This window comes from Thalassobaculum sp. OXR-137, from assembly GCF_034377285.1.
In the GTDB taxonomy this organism is placed as follows: Bacteria; Pseudomonadota; Alphaproteobacteria; order Thalassobaculales; family Thalassobaculaceae; genus Thalassobaculum.
This window is the reverse complement of record NZ_CP139715.1, coordinates 3,581,766-3,598,943: the sequence shown is the minus strand read 5'-3', so window position 1 is coordinate 3,598,943 and position 17,178 is coordinate 3,581,766. Positions and strand designations below refer to the sequence as shown.

General features: G+C 68.2%; 15 protein-coding genes. 5 read left to right on the top strand and 10 right to left on the bottom strand.

The window, feature by feature from the left end; translation table 11 throughout:
* The first annotated feature begins 16 nt into the window (after nt 1–16).
* The 3 genes from moaC (at nt 17) to lexA (ending at nt 2,608) form a co-directional block, all read left to right on the top strand.
* Nucleotides 17–493 carry a cyclic pyranopterin monophosphate synthase MoaC gene (gene moaC / locus T8K17_RS16635; protein WP_322330857.1) on the top strand — a complete coding sequence of 159 codons (477 nt, stop codon included), beginning with the start codon at nt 17–19 and terminating at the stop codon, nt 491–493.
* A complete protein-coding gene (gene glp / locus T8K17_RS16630; protein WP_322330856.1) occupies nt 486–1,739 on the top strand; it encodes a gephyrin-like molybdotransferase Glp in 1,254 nt (417 codons plus the stop codon). The genes moaC and glp overlap by 8 nt, the downstream gene beginning before the upstream one ends.
* Before the next feature lie 152 nt (nt 1,740–1,891).
* On the top strand, nt 1,892–2,608 hold the full coding sequence (gene lexA / locus T8K17_RS16625; protein WP_322330855.1) for a transcriptional repressor LexA: 717 nt from the start codon (nt 1,892–1,894) through the stop codon (nt 2,606–2,608).
* Nucleotides 2,609–2,689: 81 nt separating this feature from the next.
* Here the strand turns inward: lexA and T8K17_RS16620 are convergent, their stop codons facing one another.
* A complete protein-coding gene (locus tag T8K17_RS16620; RefSeq protein WP_322330854.1) occupies nt 2,690–2,986 on the bottom strand; it encodes a hypothetical protein in 297 nt (98 codons plus the stop codon).
* A gap of 220 nt (nt 2,987–3,206) precedes the next feature.
* Nucleotides 3,207–5,414 (bottom strand): ComEC/Rec2 family competence protein, encoded by a 2,208-nt coding sequence (locus T8K17_RS16615; protein ID WP_322330853.1) that lies wholly within the window; start codon nt 5,412–5,414, stop codon nt 3,207–3,209.
* A 71-nt stretch (nt 5,415–5,485) separates the two neighbouring features.
* On the opposite strand from T8K17_RS16615, the gene gltX reads away from it, so the two are divergent.
* Entirely contained in the window at nt 5,486–6,898 is a 1,413-nt protein-coding gene (gene gltX, locus T8K17_RS16610) for a glutamate--tRNA ligase (RefSeq protein WP_322330852.1), read from the top strand.
* A 75-nt stretch (nt 6,899–6,973) separates the two neighbouring features.
* The gene (locus T8K17_RS16605) at nt 6,974–8,278 is read left to right on the top strand and encodes a citrate synthase (RefSeq protein ID WP_322330851.1); all 1,305 of its coding nucleotides are present in this window, start codon (nt 6,974–6,976) and stop codon (nt 8,276–8,278) included.
* Between the two features lie 274 nt (nt 8,279–8,552).
* Here T8K17_RS16605 and lpxB read toward each other — a convergent pair whose 3' ends face one another.
* The 8 genes from lpxB to rseP form a co-directional block, all read right to left on the bottom strand.
* Nucleotides 8,553–9,764, bottom strand: a complete 1,212-nt coding sequence (gene lpxB, locus T8K17_RS16600; protein ID WP_322330850.1) for a lipid-A-disaccharide synthase — start codon at nt 9,762–9,764, stop codon at nt 8,553–8,555.
* Nucleotides 9,761–10,603 (bottom strand): LpxI family protein, encoded by an 843-nt coding sequence (locus T8K17_RS16595; RefSeq protein WP_322330849.1) that lies wholly within the window; start codon nt 10,601–10,603, stop codon nt 9,761–9,763. The genes lpxB and T8K17_RS16595 overlap by 4 nt, the downstream gene beginning before the upstream one ends.
* 7 nt (nt 10,604–10,610) lie before the next feature.
* Nucleotides 10,611–11,414, bottom strand: coding sequence for an acyl-ACP--UDP-N-acetylglucosamine O-acyltransferase (gene lpxA, locus T8K17_RS16590; protein WP_322330848.1), 804 nt, complete (start codon nt 11,412–11,414; stop codon nt 10,611–10,613).
* Nucleotides 11,415–11,424: 10 nt separating this feature from the next.
* A complete protein-coding gene (gene fabZ / locus T8K17_RS16585; protein ID WP_322330847.1) occupies nt 11,425–11,898 on the bottom strand; it encodes a 3-hydroxyacyl-ACP dehydratase FabZ in 474 nt (157 codons plus the stop codon).
* Nucleotides 11,895–12,953 carry a UDP-3-O-(3-hydroxymyristoyl)glucosamine N-acyltransferase gene (gene lpxD / locus T8K17_RS16580; protein WP_322330846.1) on the bottom strand — a complete coding sequence of 353 codons (1,059 nt, stop codon included), beginning with the start codon at nt 12,951–12,953 and terminating at the stop codon, nt 11,895–11,897. The genes fabZ and lpxD overlap by 4 nt, the downstream gene beginning before the upstream one ends.
* A gap of 23 nt (nt 12,954–12,976) precedes the next feature.
* A complete protein-coding gene (locus tag T8K17_RS16575) occupies nt 12,977–13,543 on the bottom strand; it encodes an OmpH family outer membrane protein (RefSeq protein WP_322330845.1) in 567 nt (188 codons plus the stop codon).
* A gap of 76 nt (nt 13,544–13,619) precedes the next feature.
* On the bottom strand, nt 13,620–15,911 hold the full coding sequence (gene bamA, locus T8K17_RS16570) for an outer membrane protein assembly factor BamA (protein ID WP_322330844.1): 2,292 nt from the start codon (nt 15,909–15,911) through the stop codon (nt 13,620–13,622).
* 130 nt (nt 15,912–16,041) lie between these two features.
* Nucleotides 16,042–17,169 carry an RIP metalloprotease RseP gene (rseP, locus tag T8K17_RS16565; protein ID WP_322330843.1) on the bottom strand — a complete coding sequence of 376 codons (1,128 nt, stop codon included), beginning with the start codon at nt 17,167–17,169 and terminating at the stop codon, nt 16,042–16,044.
* Nucleotides 17,170–17,178 lie beyond the last annotated feature (9 nt).

The following is a 17,178-nucleotide window of genomic DNA, read 5'->3' as shown; positions in this document are numbered from 1 at the left end:
CCACGGGCCCGAGAGAATGAGCGACTTCACGCATTTCGACGCCGCCGGCAAGGCGCATATGGTCGATGTCGGCGACAAGGAGGAGACCGAACGGGTCGCCACCGCCCGCGGCTCGGTCTATGCCGCCCCCGAGACCATCGCGCTGATCCGCGGCGGCGGGGTGAAGAAGGGCGACGTGCTGTCTGTCGCCCGGCTGGCCGGCATCATGGGCGCCAAGCGCACCCCGGACCTGATCCCGCTCTGCCACCCATTGGCGCTGACCTCGGTGAAGGTGGCGCTGACCATCGACGAGGCGCGCGATGCCGTCGATATCGAGGCGACCTGCAAGCTGAAGGGCCGCACCGGCGTGGAGATGGAGGCGCTGACCGCCGTGTCGGTCGCCGCGCTGACCGTCTACGACATGGCCAAGGCCGTCGATAAGGCCATGCGGATCGGCGATATCCGGCTGGTGGCCAAGTCCGGCGGCAAATCCGGAGACTACAGGGGTGAGTGACGACCTGCTGCCGGTAGCCGACGCGCTGGACCGCATCCTGTCGGCGATGACGCCGATGCCGGCGGAGATGGTGGCGCTGACCGAGGCGCTCGGCCGGGTCACCGCCGAGCCGATCACCGCGCGCCGCACCCAGCCGCCGGTGGCGGTCTCGGCTATGGACGGATACGCGGTGCGTGCTCAAGACGTCGCCAGCGTGCCGGCGACCCTGACGCGGATCGGGGCCGCCCCGGCGGGCGGATTGTTCGACGGCACGGTCGGTCCCGGGGAATGCGTGCGCATCTTTACCGGCGGCCCGGTGCCCGACGGCGCCGATGCCATCGTCATCCAGGAGGATGTGGACGCCGACAGCGAGGAGGACGGTGCCGCCGTCACCGTGCGCGAAGGCGCGGCATCCGGCACCTATATCCGCCCGGCAGGTCTCGACTTCCATGCGGGCGATCTCGGCATCGCCGCCGGACGCCGCCTGTCGGCCCGCGATATCGGCCTGGCGGCGACCATGAATGTGCCCTGGATCAGCGTGCGGCGGAAACCGCGTGTCGCGATTCTGTCCACCGGCGACGAAATCGTGCGTCCGGGCGAGTTGACCGACCCGATGCGCATCGTCTCCTCCAACGCCTATGCGCTCGCGGCGGTGGTGCGCGCCATCGGCGGCGAGCCGGTCGACCTCGGGATCGCCCCGGATGACGAGGGCGCGCTGCGGCGTCTTGCGGCCGGCGCGCGCGGGGCGGACATGCTGGTCACCACCGGCGGTGCGTCGGTCGGCCGCCACGACCTTGTGCAGAAAGCCCTGCGCGACACGGAGTTCGGCGCCGACGCGTTGGAGGTCGGCTTCTGGAAGATTGCCATGCGCCCGGGCAAGCCGCTGATCTTCGGCCGCTTCGCCGGGGTGCCGATGCTCGGATTGCCCGGGAATCCGGTGTCTACGGTGGTCTGCGCCACCGTGTTCCTGCGCCCGGCCCTGGAGACCATGCTGGGCCTGGAGACGGTCGGCGCCAAAGAGGAACAGGCGGTCCTCGCCGTCGACCTAAAGGAGAATGACAGACGTCAGGACTATGTCCGGGCGACCTGGGAAAGAGCCGAGGACGGGCGCCGCCATGTCCGCCCCTTCCCGCGCCAGGACAGCTCGATGATGTCGCGTCTCGCCGCCGCCGATTGCTTGATCGTCCGGCCGGCCAACGATCCGAGTCGCAAGGCCGGCGATACGGTGCGCGTGCTCAGCCTCGACGGCGACTTTCTGTCTATTTAGGCGAGTCGCGCCGGATACTGTCCCCCGACTTATCCACAGGCCTTGACCTGCCGGCGGATCAAAAGTAGAACATCGGTGTTTGTACCATGTTTGTTCGCCTGAGCGCCGGCCCGCTTGCCGTGCGTCGTGGCGGCGGAAAGCCGAGGGACCCGATGCTCACCCGCAAGCAGCACGAACTGCTGATGTTCATCCACAGGCGGCTGGAGGAAGGCGGGGTCTCGCCCTCGTTCGACGAGATGAAGGAGGCGTTGAGCCTCAAATCCAAGTCCGGCATCCATCGTCTGATCACGGCCCTGGAGGAGCGCGGCTTCATCCGGCGCCTGCCCCACAGGGCGCGGGCGCTGGAGGTCTTGAAGCTGCCGGAAGGCACGACGGCGGCGGTTGCCGGGACGCCGGAACCGGCGATCCGCGGGTTCTCGCCCAACGTCATTCCGGGGAACTTCCCGATGCGCAGCGGCGGGCGGGAGCGGCCGTCCGACAGCGACGGCGGGTTCGAGCTGCCGCTCTACGGCCGGATCGCCGCCGGTACCGCCATCGAAGCGATCAGCGACCCGACCAGCACGGTCTCGGTGCCGCTGTCCATGGTCGCCGGGGGGGAGCATTACGCCCTTGAGATCGCCGGGGATTCGATGATCGAGGACGGGATCTTCGACGGCGACACGGTGATCGTCCGGCGCTGCGACACGGCGGAGAACGGGGCGATCGTGGTCGCCCTGATCGACGAGCGGGAGGCCACCCTCAAGCGGCTGCGCCGGAAGGGCAATTCCGTCGCCCTGGAGCCTGCGAACGCCGCGTACAAGATCCAGATTTTCGGCCCGGATCGGGTGCGCATCCAGGGACGGCTGGTCGGCCTTATCCGGAACTACTGACGATACTGGACGCGGATCTGCCCGGGTCGGGCGGATCCGCTTTCGGTGCGCGGCAGATTGGGATGGCGGTGCGGCGGCCCGTCAGGATCCGGATTGGGCGAACAGGTTGCCCCAGTCGACGCCCTTCACTTCCTTCACGCGCTTGTCCTCGGCCCGGCGTTTCTGGCGCTCGTCCTGGGCCTTCACCATCGCGTTTGACCGGATCTGCTTGCGGTTGCTCAGGGAAATCTGGCCGAACAGGTTCGAGGCCCAGCGCTCTCGCGCGGGGTTATCTGTCGATGCAGCCTGCTTGATCGCGACATAGGCGAGGTTTTTCTTGCCGACAACTTCGGCAACGGAATCCGCAAGGATCGCGAAGGAGCATTCCCGTACCGGCATGCGCATCACCGACCCCACCAATCGATTCAAGAAAGAATATATTGGATTTAAGGGATTCTCGGACCGCAAAACAGTGAAAAGTTTTATCCCTGAGTCATCAAAACTTTAACCCAAGCTTTTCGCGCAAAGAGCCGGAATCGCGCCGGGGCTTGAGCAAATCCGTATTTTTCGACGTGTGACGTCGGACGGCGGAGCCTGATCCCAAGTGGCACCCTTCAGATCAATCGGCCGCGCTCTCTTCGCCGCCCGGCACCCAGGGCCGCTCGCCCCGCCGCGCCCGGACGGACTCCACGCGCGGGCCGTTCGGTCCCAGCCAGACGGCGTGAGCGCCGTCTCGCCGCAGGTCCGGAGCGTGCACCACAATCCGCGGGCCGTCACAGGCCGTCCGGATGCGAACCACCGCCACCAGGACGTCTGCCGCCGCGCAATCCTCCACGGCGGCCTCCTGGCTCGCGACCAGCGACAGCAGCTGCCCGCGGCGCCGCAGCGTGCAACCCAGGTCGTCGCAGGCTAGGGCAGCCCCCTCGGCCTCTTGGTCCCGGTCCCAGGCGGTGACCGTCACCGTCTCCTCCACCCCCCAGCGCCGTGCCCAGACCGAGCGGGAGAACTGGTTGCCCCGGGCGGTCGAGACCACCCAGGCCCCGCCGTCCCCCATGGCCACCGCGCTGAGCTGCCCGTCGGCTGAGATCAGGACGTCCGGCGGCGTCACACTCGCCCAGACCAGCCCGCCTGCCGCCAACGGCATAAGGCCGAACCAGCGCAGGCGGCCGCGCCAGATCGCCAGCCAGCATCCCCCCAGCGACAGCGCGGCGAGCCCCGAGACCGGCAGCGGATGCACCCCGGCGGCCGGACCGGTCCATGCCACGACGCGGTCGGCGACCGCCAGGGTGGCGTCGATCCCCAGCCCCATCACCGGCAGCACCCAGCCCTCCAGACCCAGCGGCATGGCCAGCAGTGCGACGATCCCGGCCGGCATGGTGACGAAGGCCGTCAGCGGCACCGCCAGCATGTTCGCCGGAAGGCCGCCCAGGGCGATGGCCTGGAAATGGAAGGTCACGAAGGGGGCCGTCGCCGCCGTCGCCACCAGGGAGGTCACCGCCACGCCCGCGAGATACCGGGGCCCGCCCAGCATCCATCGCCGGGCACCGCCCTCCCCCCGCCGTCCCCGCCGGCGCCAGGACTCGTGGACCGCCACGAGGGCGATCACGGCGGCGAAGGATAGCTGGAAACTGGCGCCGGTCAGCACGTCGGGCCGGATCGCGAGCACCGCGAAAGCCGCCAGCGCCACCAGCCGCAGGCTGACCGCCTCACGATCCACCAGCACCGCGGACAGGACCGCCGCCGCCATCAGGAAAGCGCGCTGGGTCGGCACCGGGGCGCCGGCCAGCACCAGGTAGGCGACGCTGCCGGTCAGCGCGACGCAGGCGGCGATTTTCTTGACCGGCCGGCGCAGGGCGACGCCGGGGATCAGACACAGGGCCAGCCGCACACCGGCGAACAGGGTGCCCGCCACCAGCCCCATATGCAGGCCGGAGATCGCCAGCAGATGGGCCAGTCCGGAATCGCGGAACGCCGCCTGGGTCGCCTCGTCCAGCCCGGCCCGTTCGCCGACGATCAGCGCGGCCGCCACCGCCCCCGCCGGCCCCGGAAGTGCGGCAGCCAGCCGGTCGGCCACGGCGGTCCGCAGCCTGCCCACGGCCAGCGTAAGGCTCCCCTCGGGCTCGGCCGACACCAGCTCGGGCTCGCCCACGGCGAATCCGACTGCTCCCAGCCCGTCGAAGAAGGCGCTGCGCTGGAAATCGAAGCCGCCGGGAACCGACGGCGGCGGCGGCGGCGTCAGCCGGGCGCGCAGGCGCACCCGGTCGCCGATGCCGGGCACCCGCTCGAGCCTGCGGCAGACGATCCGCACCCGATACGGGACCGCGCGCGCGCCGCCGGCGGCCTGAACCTCGATCAGGGTGAGGCGGACATCCCCGGGCCGCTTCTCCACCCGTTCCACGACGCCCTCGACCTGGGCCCATATCGGCGTCGTCAGCAGGACCGTCTGCGTCGCCGCCGTGCGCAGCGCCGCCGCTCCCAGCCCGAGGGTCGCGAACAGCAGAAGCAGGGCGCACCACAGCGCCGGCTCGCGCCCCCTCAGGCCCCAGGCAGCGGCGGCGACGGCCGGGGCCGGCACCAGGGCGGCGGCCAGGGGCGGCTCGGACGGCAGGGCGAAGTACAGCGCGATGCCGGCGGCGAAGGCGACCGGCAGCCAGAGCGGCCAGCGCGCCCGATCCGCTGCGAACGCCCGGCGGAACGCGCCGAGCGGGTCGCGCCGGGGAGCCGGCCGCCGAACCGCGAGGGGGCGCCCGTCCGCCCCGGCTGCGGGCGCCGCCGGCCGCTCCGGGTGGCGCCACGGTCGCGCCTCGCGCAGGCCTGTGCTAGACACCGGTCGCCCTTTCCGGCGCCGGCCGCCGGGAAGCTCCCCGTTCAACCGCTCGCGCATGTGAAAGGCTTTCCATGTCGGTCGTCACCCGCTTCGCCCCCTCGCCCACCGGGTTCCTGCATATCGGCGGTGCGCGCACGGCGCTGTTCAACTGGCTGTTCGCGCGCCACCACGGCGGGCGCTACCTGTTGCGTATCGAAGACACAGACCGCAAACGCTCCACCCCGGAAGCGGTCGAGGCGATCCTCGACGGTCTGGCCTGGCTCGGGCTCGACGGCGACGAGGCGCCGGTGTTCCAGCTCGCCCAGATCGAGCGTCACACCGCGGTCGCCCACCAGCTCCTGGAAAAGGGCGAGGCCTATCGCTGCTACTGCTCGCCGGAGGAGCTAGAGCAGATGCGCGAGACCGCCCGGGCCGAGGGCCGGCAGCCGCGCTACGACGGCACCTGGCGCGACCGCGATCCGTCCGAGGCGCCGGCCGGCGTCGATCCCGTCATCCGCATCAAGGCCCCCCAGGACGGGGAAACCACGATCGTCGACGCGGTGCAGGGTTCGGTCACCGTGCCGAACGCCCAGCTCGACGACATGATCATCCTGCGTGCCGACGGCACCCCGACCTACATGCACTCGGTGGTGGTCGACGATCACGACATGGGCATCACCCATGTGATCCGCGGCGACGACCACCTGAACAACGCGTTCCGTCAGGCGGTGATCTACCGCGCCATGGGCTGGGACGTGCCGGTCTTCGCCCATATCCCGCTGATCCACGGACCGGACGGCGCCAAGCTGTCGAAGCGCCACGGCGCGCTCGGCGTCGATGCCTATCGCGACATGGGCTACCTGCCCGAGGCGCTGAACAACTACCTCCTGCGCCTCGGCTGGGCCCATGGCGACGAGGAGATCGTGCCGCGGGACAAGGCGATCGAGCTGTTCGACCTGGGCGGCGTCGGCCGGTCGGCCTCGCGCTTCGATTTCGCCAAGCTGGAGAACCTGAACGGCCACTATATCCGCGAGGCCGACAACGACCGGCTCGCCGACCTGGTGCTGGTGCGTCTGCGCGCCGAGCCGGAGGGTCTCTCCCTGACCGAGGAGACGGAAGGCCGCATCCGTTCCGGGATGGAAGGATTGAAGGCGCGCGCCCGCACGATCAACGAACTGGCGGACAACGCGCGGTTCTACGCCGCCACCCTGCCGCTCAGCTTTGACGAAAAAGCAAACAAGCTGCTCGACGACGACGGCAGGCGTGTGTTGTCGGGGCTTGCGGAAAAGCTCCGTGGGCTTAATTCTTTCCAGGAGGGGGACGTTGAGGAGGCAGTGCGCTCTTTTGCTGAGGCTCAGGAACTGAAGCTCGGCAAAGCGGCGCAACCGTTGCGCGCCGCCCTTACTGGATCGACCACATCGCCGGGAATTTTCGAGGTCCTGGCGGTTCTTGGCAAAGATGAGTCGCTCAGGCGTATCGACGCCGTTTGCGGCACTGCACACTAGCGGATAGTATCCGCGCGCCGCTGCGCATTGATCCTGGCCAACCGGGAGCGCGGCTTCGAAACAGGGGACTAAAAGATGAGCCAGAGCAATACCGGCACGTTCACCCTCACCGATAACGCGTCCGGCGAGAGCTTCGAGCTTCCCGTGATCGCGGGCACCATGGGTCCGAGCGTGATCGACGTGCGCAAGCTGTACGCGCAGACCGGGCATTTCACCTACGACCCGGGCTTCACCTCCACCGGTTCCTGCGAGTCGGGCCTGACCTATATCGACGGCGATATCGGCCAATTGCTGCACCGCGGCTATTCGATCGAGGATCTGGCCGAGAAGTCTGACTTCATGGACGTCGCCCACCTGCTGCTCAACGGCGACCTGCCGACGCAGAAGCAGAAGGAAAAGTTCGTCCACGACGTGACGTACCACACGATGCTGCACGAGCAGCTGGCGAACTTCTACCGCGGCTTCCGGCGCGACGCTCACCCGATGGCGATCATGTGCGGCGTTGTCGGCGGCCTGTCGGCCTTCTACCACGACAGCACGGACATCCATGACGAGCACCAGCGGATGGTCGCGTCCTTCCGCCTGATCGCCAAGATGCCGACCATCGCGGCCATGGCCTACAAGTACTCGGTGGGTCAGCCGTTCAACTACCCGCGCAACGATCTCTCCTACGCCGAGAACTTCCTCTACATGACCTTCGCGGTCCCGGCCGAGGAATACGTGATCAGCCCGACCGTGGCCCGCGCCATGGACCGGATTTTCATCCTGCATGCCGACCACGAGCAGAACGCCTCCACCTCCACGGTGCGTCTGGCGGGTTCCTCCGGCGCCAATCCGTTCGCCTGCATCGCCGCCGGCGTTGCTTCGCTGTGGGGTCCCGCCCATGGCGGCGCCAACGAGGCGGTGCTGAAGATGCTCGAGGAGATCGGCCACAAGGACAACATCCCCGAGTTCATCGAGCGCGCGAAGGACAAGGACGATCCGTTCCGCCTGATGGGCTTCGGCCACCGGGTCTACAAGAACTACGACCCGCGCGCCAAGGTGATGCAGAAGTCCTGTCACGAGGTTCTGGAAGAGCTGAACCTGGACGATCCGCTGCTCGAGCTGGCCATGGAGCTGGAGAAGATCGCGCTGTCGGATCCGTATTTCGTGGAGAAGAAGCTGTTCCCGAACGTCGACTTCTATTCGGGTATCGTGCTGAAGGCGCTGGGCTTCCCGACCTCGATGTTCACCGTGCTGTTCGCCGTCGCCCGCACGGTCGGCTGGGTCGCGCAGTGGAAGGAGATGATCGAGGAACCGGGCCAGAAGATCGGCCGTCCGCGTCAGCTCTACACCGGTCCGACCGAACGCGAATACGTCCCGCTGGAGAAGCGCGGCTGAGGCTTCCCGCCTCGCCTGACCGACTGCAAAGGGCGGCCTCCAGGCCGCCCTTTCTCGTTTGAAGAGGCAGTTAACCCCGCCCTCTTTCCAACCCTCCACACTCCCCGGATTTTGTCCGGGGTCCACGCGAGGGCGTGTCTTAACCTCGAAAGGGAGCGTCCCGAATCCCGCGCAACCCAATGGTGGATCCCGGCACACGGCCGGGAAGTGATTGGAGAGAGAATGCCAGAACCGTCATCCCGGGAGACCCGGGCCAGTTCCATGGTTTGAGGTTCTAATCCGCCACCAGGGCGTCGGCCTCTTCGCGCATCACCTTCAGCACGGTGCGTGCCGCCCGCACCGACGGATCCTCGCCGTTGACCGTGAGCATCGCGCGGATCGCCTCGCTGGCGGCCCCCTGCTCGGCCCGGGCGCGGGGATCGTCGAACAGCCGCTCGATCGCCACGGTCAGCCGGTCCGCCGTGCAGTCCTCCTGCAGGAATTGCGGGATCACCCGCTTGCCCATCAGCTTGTTGGTCAGAACCACCGCCTCCGGGTCCACCAGCCGGCGGGCGATCGCCGCCGACAGGGCGTTCACCCGATAGGCCACCACCGTCGGCACCCCGGCCAGACTGAGTTCCAGGGTGACCGTCCCCGAGGCCGCCAGGGCGACCGTGCAGGCGGCGAAGGCGTCTGCCTTGTGCCGGTGCTCGGTGACGACGGTCACCGGCGCCCGCCAGTTGGCCGTCCCCGCCTTCACCGCGTCCGCCACGCCCGAGACCGTCGGCAGCACCACCCGCAGGCCCTGATAGCGCGCGGCAAGACGGTCGACCACATCGCCGAAGATCGGCAGCAGCCGTTTCACCTCGCCCGGACGGCTGCCCGGAAAAACTCCCAGCACCGGCGCGCCGGCCGGCAGGCCGTATCGGCCCTTGAAGCGCTTGCCGCTGCCGTCAGGGGCCACGGCGGCCGGATGCCCGACGAAGGTGGTCGCGAGCCCATGCGCCTCGAAATAGGGCGGCTCGAACGGATACAGCGCCAACAGGTGGTCGAGATACCGGGAGATCGCCTCCGCACGTCCGGGCCGCCAGGCCCAGACCGTCGGCGGCACCCAATGAACCAGCTTCGGTCCCTCGCCGGACTTCGTGCGCAGGGCGTGCAGGCGCTTGTTCACCCGCATGGTGAAGGCCTTGCTGTCGATGGTGACCACGGCGGCCGGCTTGCGCGCCCGGATATCGGCCACGGTCTCGCGGATCCGGCCCAGCATCTTCGGTGCCTTGGGCAGGATCTCGAAGATTCCCATCACCGCCATCTCGCTGATCGGGAACAGGCTCTGAAGGCCTTCCGCCGCCATCCGCTCGCCGCCGATGCCGGCGACCTCGACCTGCCCGCCGGTTTCGGCGCGCAGCGCGCGGATCAGCCCAGCTCCCAGCGCGTCGCCCGAGGCTTCGCCGGCAATGATGTAGACCAGAGGCACACCGGACTCGGCACCGGACTCAGCGGTCACGATTGCGCTCCCTCGAAGGACATGGCGTGAAGAAACAGGCCGGCGCCGTCGGCGGCGGCCACCGTGGCGTCCCGGTCGACGATCAGGGTTTCCAGCGCCTCCACCACGATGCCGGCGAACCCGGCGGCGGCGGCGTTGTCTACTGTGGCGGGACCGATGGTCGGCCGGTCCACGCGGTCGTTCTGGCCGGGCTTGCGGCCCTTGATCAGCACCGGCGCCGCTCCCTCGCGCCGCAGCCCGCCGGCGCGCAGGATCATGGCGTCGGTGCCTTCCACCGCCTCGACGGCCAGCACCAGCCCCTCCTGCACGGCCACGGCCTGACCGATATCGGCCCGGGCGAGCATCTTCAGGACGGCGATCCCGCGCTCCGCATCGGCAAGGGCGCGGGCATCCGGCTCGGCCCGGGTGCGGGTGCCGGCGGGCATCAGATAGCCGCCCAGCAGATCCTCGATCCCGACCACCCGCAGGCCCTCGCGCTCCATCTCCTCCACGATCAGCGACAGCAGGCCGTCATCGCCGAACACCCGGGCGCCGGCACGGGCCAGGGCGGCGGTCGAGCGCAGGTCGAGGCGCAGGGAGGACAGGGCCGGCCGCTTCATCGGTCCGGCCATCACCACCTCGCCGCAGCCGGCGGCATGCAGCGCCTGCAAAGTCTTCGACGTGGCCCCCAGACGCAGCCAGGCGTGCGGCAAGCCGTCGACGGTCGCCGGATCCGTCTGGCCCTCGAAGGCCACGATGAAGACCGGCCGGCCCTGGCCCAGCACCGTATCGGCAATCCGGCGCGGCAGCGGCCCGCCGCCGGCCAGGATTCCAAGACCACCGTTTGGATGACCAGCCATCACGCTCTCAGAGATCGTTGGCGTCTTCCGGTTGACAGATCTTGCGCGAGGAATCGGCCCGGATGAAATCGACGATCTCCATGACCGGCGCCGAGGAGGTGAACTCCGCCGCCACTTCCTCCAGGCGTTCCTGGAAGGTCCCCTCGCTGGCGAACAGCAGGCGATAGGCCTTGCGCACCTCGTGGATCTCGTCGCGGGACAGGCCCCGGCGCTTCATGCCGACGATGTTGATGCCGGACAGTCGCGCCCGGTCGCCCATGACCGAACCGAAGGGGATGACGTCGCGCTCCACGCCGGTCACGCCGCCGACCATGGCGAAGCGGCCGATGCGCGCGAACTGGTGTACCGCCGACAGGCCGCCCAGCACGGCGAAGTCCTGGACCGTGACGTGGCCGGCGAGCGTGGCGTTGTTCGCCATGATCACCTGGTTGCCGACCTGGCAGTCGTGGCCGATATGCACGCCGACCATGAACAGGCAGCCGTCGCCGATCCGGGTGACCATGCCTCCGCCCTCGGTGCCGGGGTTCATGGTCACATGCTCGCGGATGACGTTGTCGGCGCCGATCTCCAGCGTCGAGGGCTCGCCCTTGTACTTCAGGTCCTGCGGCTGCAGGCCGATGCTGGCGAAGGGAAAGATCTGGGTGCGCGGGCCGATGGTCGTGCGGCCGCCGACCACGACATGGCCGTGCAGAACGCAGCCGTCGCCCAGCGACACCTCCGGACCGACGATCGAAAAGGCTCCGATCCGGACGCCCTCGCCCAGGCGCGCGCCGGGCTCGACCACCGCCGTCGGGTGGATCTGCGTGGCCACGGCCACCTCCTCAATTGTCCAGAATCATCGCCGAGTAGGTCGCCTCGGCCACGAGGACACCGTCCACCTTGGCCTGCCCCTCGAACTTCCAGACGTTTCCGCGATTGCGCAATTTCTTCACATGCACCTCCAGACGGTCGCCGGGCACCACCGGGCGGCGGAACCGGGCGTTGTCGACCGTCATGAAGTAAACGAGCTTGCCCTCGGATTCCGGCCCCAGCGTCGCGACGACGAGGCAGCCGGCGGTCTGCGCCATGGATTCCACGATCAGAACGCCCGGCATGACCGGTCGCTGCGGGAAGTGGCCGGCGAAGAACGGCTCGTTGATGGTGACGTTCTTGATGCCGATGCAGCCGACATTCGGTTCGATCTGGACGACCTTGTCGACCAGAAGGAACGGATAGCGGTGCGGAATCAGCTCCATGACCCGCATCACGTCGATATCCGGATATCCGTTCACCGGCTCGTTCACCGCATCATTCATGACTTTCCCGCCTCACCCTCTTTGGTAGAGCCGGGAGCGGACGTCCCCTGGCCCAGCCTCTTCAATGCCGCGATCTGCCGCCGCCACTCGCGCACCGGAATGGCCGGTGCGCCGCCATAGGCGGCACCCCCGGGCAGGCTGCGGTTGACGCCGGATTTGGCCGCGACCTGAACGTCGCTGCCGATCTCCAGGTGACCGGCGACACCGGTCTGCCCGGCAAGCACGACGCGATCGCCCAACCGGGTGCTTCCGGAAATGCCCACCTGGGAAACGATGATGCAGCCGCGCCCGAGGACGACGTTGTGACCGATTTGAACTAGATTATCAATCATCGACCCCCGCCCGATCACGGTGTCGGCATTGCTGCCCCGGTCGATGGTCGTGTTGGCGCCGACCTCCACATCGTCCTCGACGATGACCCGTCCGAGCTGGGGCACCAGGAACGGCCCGTTGGCGTCCATCTCGAAGCCGAATCCGGGCTGGCCGATGCGGGCACCGGGATAGATGAAGCATCGGGCCCCGATCAGCGCGTGGGAGATGGTGGCACCGGCTCCGACCCGGGTGCCGGCGCCGATCTCCACCGCCTCGCCGATCACGGCATTCGCCTCGATCCAGGCGCCGTCGCCCAGAACCGCCCCGGCGCCGACCACGGCTCCCGGCCCGACCGACACTCCGGCCCCGAGGGTCGCCGTCGGATCGACCACCGCGGCGGGGTGCACCGCGGCCACAGGGGTCTGCTCCGGATGGAACAGGCGGGCGAGCCGTGCGTAGTTGCGGCGCGGCAGCGCGGTAATCAGAACCGCCATGCCGTCCGGCGCCTGATCGGCGAATTCGGCCGTGACCAAGCAGGCGCCCGCCCGGGAGGTTCGGAAACCTTCCGCGTAGCGCCGGTTCTCCAGGAAGGCCACATCCTGCGGGCCGCCGCCCTCGAGCGTGCCGACATCGCTGAACGGTCGATCGAGGTCTCCCCCGGCGCGCAGCTCCGCACCCGTCATCTCGACGATCTGACCCAGGGTGAAGGGTCCCGCCTCGCTATGGAACCGGCTGTCGACCATGGCTGTCGTCCCTCCTCCTGCCGTCAATCCAGCGGCGGCAGATCGACCGGAACCGTCGGTAGCCGCTGGTTGAGGCGGCGCAGCGCCTCGTCGCTGAAATCCAGAGATTTTTCCGCGATGACGATCTGTTCCTTGAACAGCACGACCTGGGCGCCGCGCTCGTCGGCGATTTCGGCAATCACCGACACCAGCACGTCGCGGACCTTGTTCATCGCGGTCGTGAAGGCCTGGTCCAGCGCCCGGCGGCGTTCCTGGACCGATTTCTGCACGCCGGTCACCCGATCTCGGAAGGCGCGGAGCCGCTGCTGGTAGACCTCGGGCGCCAGGACGGAGCGCTGCTGCTGCAGCTCCTGCTCGGCGGCCCGCAGCGCCTTCTCCTCTTCGCTCACCTGCCGCTGATAGGCCTGGCGGCGTTCGTTGATCTTCGTCTGGATCTCCTTGGCCGCGTCAGAGCTGCGCAAGGCACCCTGGACATCGACCACGGCGATTGGACTGCTTGCCGCCTGGGCGGATGCCGGTTGCGTGCCGCCGGACAGGAGCGCGAGCGCCACGACCGCGGTCACCGCCGCAAATCTGAGCGACCCGACCATCATGCTCTCCTCACCGGACACGGACAGTCCCGATGCGCGTTTCTTCCCTCAGGCCTGTGCCGTCGGCCGGGCACCATCAGAACCGCGTGCCGAAGCTCAGGCGGAAAACCTCGGGAACGTCGAAATCCTCTTTCGCCACGGCTTCGGCCGCATCGACCCGAATGGTTCCGAAGGCGGTCGTGAAGGACATACCGAGACCGATGGAGGCGCGGATCGAGGAGGCATCCGCCACGTCGGCGCCGCTCTCGTCGAGTCCCCACACGCTACCGACATCTGTGAAGAGGAAGGTCCGCACGCCCAGGTCCTGCGGCATGCCGTTCGGGAAAGCGAGCTCAATGGAGCCGACATAGTAGTTGTTGGCACCCAGCGCATCGTCCGTCGACGTATCGCGCGGGCCGACGCCGCCCCGCTCGAAGCCTCGGAACGAACTGGCGCCGATGAAGAAGCGCTCGGCGATGGACACGTCTTCGCCGAGCCCGACGATGACGCCGGCCTGGCCCAGGAACGACAGACCCCAGACCTCGTCGAACGGGTAGTAGTAGGCGCCCTTGACCCGGGTCCGGAAGAACCGCTCGTCGCCGCCGGCACCCGCCACCTCGGTGGTGAGCTGAGCCAGGTAGCCGTCGCGCGGATCCAGGCGGTTGTCGCGCTTGTCGTAGGTCAGCGTCTGGCCGACCTGGGAGACCACGCGCACGCCTTCCTGATCCTTGATGAAGCGGGACGCGTCGTCGTCCACGTCCTTAATCTCGGTCTGCTCGATCCGGTAGTTGATCTGCTGGGTCAGGTCGGGCTGCAGGGTATAGGACGCCCGCAGGACGCCGCCGAAGCGCAGCTCGTCGTAGGAGCTCTCGTCCAGCTCGCGCTCGACGCGGAACAGATCGAAGCCGGCCGCCACGTCGCGGTCGAGGAAGTACGGCTCGGTGAAGGCCACGTCGAACTCGGTCGACCGGCCCGAGGCGGTGACGCCGAAGCGCAGGTCCTGGCCGCGGCCGAGCAGGTTGCGCTCGCGGATGCCGACATCGCCGATGATCGATTCAGCCGTGGAGAAGCCGATACCGAACGAAATCTCGCCGGTCGACTGCTCTTCGACCTCCACATCGACCACCGTGCGGTCCGGGGCGCTGCCCTCGGAGTTCTTCACGTCGACATTCTTGAAGAAGCCCAGGTTCCGGACCCGCCGCTCGGAGCGCCGCAGCTTGGCGGTGTTGAAGGCGTCGCCCTCCACCAGGCTCATTTCGCGCCGGATCACCCGGTCGAGCGTCCGTACGTTGCCGTTGATGTTGATGCGCTCCACGAAGACCTTGCTGGCCTCGCCCACCTGATAGGTGATCGAGACCGTCCGGTTCTCCTGGTCGCGGTTCACCCGCGGGCGCACGTCCACGAAGGCATAGCCCAGCGTGCCGAGATAGTCGGTGATGGCATCGACCGTGTCGTCCACCAGGGTCGAATCGTAGGTCTCGCCCTCCTCCGTCGCCACGAACTGGCGCAGCGCTTCCGGGTCGACGCGCGGCAGGGAGACGTCGAAATCCGTCGGCCCGAACGTGTAGATCTCGCCCTCTTCCACCGTGAAGGTTACCACGAAGGACTCGCGGTCCGGCGCCAGCTCGGCCACCGCCGAGAGCACGCGGAAATCGGCGAAGCCACTCTCCAGGTAGTAGCGGCGCAGCAGCTCGCGGTCGTAGCTCAGCCGGTCGGGGTCGTAGGTGTCGTCGGAGGAGAGGAACCGGTAGAAGGCGTATTCCTTGGTCTGGATCACCCCGCGCAGGGTCGAATCGCTGAACTCGCGGTTGCCCAGGAAGGTGATGGTCCGCACCGGGGTCAGCTCGCCCTCGTCGATCTCGAACACCAGGTCGACACGGTTCTGGTCCTGGCGGATCACCTTCGGCTCGACGGTCACCGCGTAGCGGCCGGAGCGCTGGTAAATCTCGATGATGCGCTGGACGTCCTGCTGGACCCGGGTGCGCGAATAGACCAGACGCGGGCGGAGCTGGATTTCGCGGTCGAGCTCTTCGTCGTCGACCCGCTTGTTCCCCTCGAAGGCGATGCGGTTGATGATCGGGTTCTCGACCACGTTGATCACCAGCGTGTCGCCGTCGCGGCGCATGGTCACGTCGGCGAAGAGGCCGGTGGCATAGAGCGCCTTCAGGGAGCGGTCCAACCGGTCCGAATCGAAACTGTCGCCGGGCTGGACCAGCAAATAGGAGCGAACCGTCGCCGGGTCGATGCGTTGAGTCCCCTCAACCACCACGTCGGTGACCGTGCTCGCGCTCGGGCTGAGGAACTGCGCCTGGGCCGAGGGGGCTGCGCCGAGGGCCAAGGTCAGCGCTACCGTCGCCGCCTGGCTAAGCCGGGTCAATCGTGTGGGCAAGGTCGGTCCCCAGTGGTCAAGTCAGCACCCCGCCGGCCGGAGCCGGCACTAAATTCGTCCCGCGTCGCAGCCCGGGAGCGCGACTATAGCCTCGGCCACCGAAGTCGCAAACCGTAGATAGTCGAAGCGGTTACCCGACCAGCGAGCCCAGATAGCCGACGATATCGAACCGCATCAGGTCGTTCCAGGTCACGAACAGCATCAGCATGACGACGAGGCTCAGCCCGGCGATCGACGCCCATTCCTGCGCCCGCTCGCCCAGCGGCCGCCCGCGGATCGCCTCCAGCGCATAGAACATCAGGTGGCCGCCATCCAGGATCGGCACCGGAAACAGGTTGATCAGCCCGAGATTGATCGACAGCACGGCGGTGAACCACAGGGTCATCACCAGCCCGCTCTGGGCCACCGTCCCGGACATCTCGGCGATCCGCAGCGGTCCACCGAGTTCCTCGGTGCCGCGCACGCCGATGATCATCTCGCCGACCGCGTCCAGGGTCTGCTTCACGATCGAGAAGGTCTCGGTGGTCGCCACGAGCACCGCGTTCAGCGGGTCGAGCTTCTCGATGGTCGTCTGGTTCGACTGGATGCCGAGCCGGCCGAAGGAAATCTCGTTGCCGAAGCGGTCGGTCTCCGTGACCGGATCCGGCGTCACCGTCACCTCGCTTGTGGCGCCGTCGCGCTCGATCACCAGCAGGATCGGCTCGCCCGGCCGCTCGAAGACGATCCTGCTGAGGTCGGAGAAGCGGCTGACCTCCGCGCCGTCGGCGCTGACGATCCGGTCCTGCACCTGCAGGCCGGCGCGCTGGGCGGCGGAATTCTCCATGACCGCGTCGACCACCGCCGGCGCGTAGGGCCGCCCGGCCATCATGTAGAGGCCGGCCAGAACCAGGATGGCGAAGATGAAATTGGCGGCGGGACCGGCGGCGACGATGGCGGCGCGGGCGCCCAGGCTCTTGTGGTGGAACGACTCGCGCCGATCCTGCTCGGTGAAGCCGGTGTCGTCGGCCGCGCCGGCGCTGGCCGGATCGGCATCGCCGAACATCTTCACGTAGCCGCCGAGCGGAATGGCACAGAGCTTCCACCGGGTGCCGCTCTTGGCGTTCCAGCCGAAAAGTTCTGGTCCGAAGCCGATGGCGAAGGCCTCGACCCGCACGCCGTTGCGGCGCGCCACGAAGTAGTGGCCCCACTCGTGCACGAACACGAGCACGGTCAGAATCACAAGAAACGGCAGCGCGTAATCGGCGATGATATCGATCATTCGAACCCT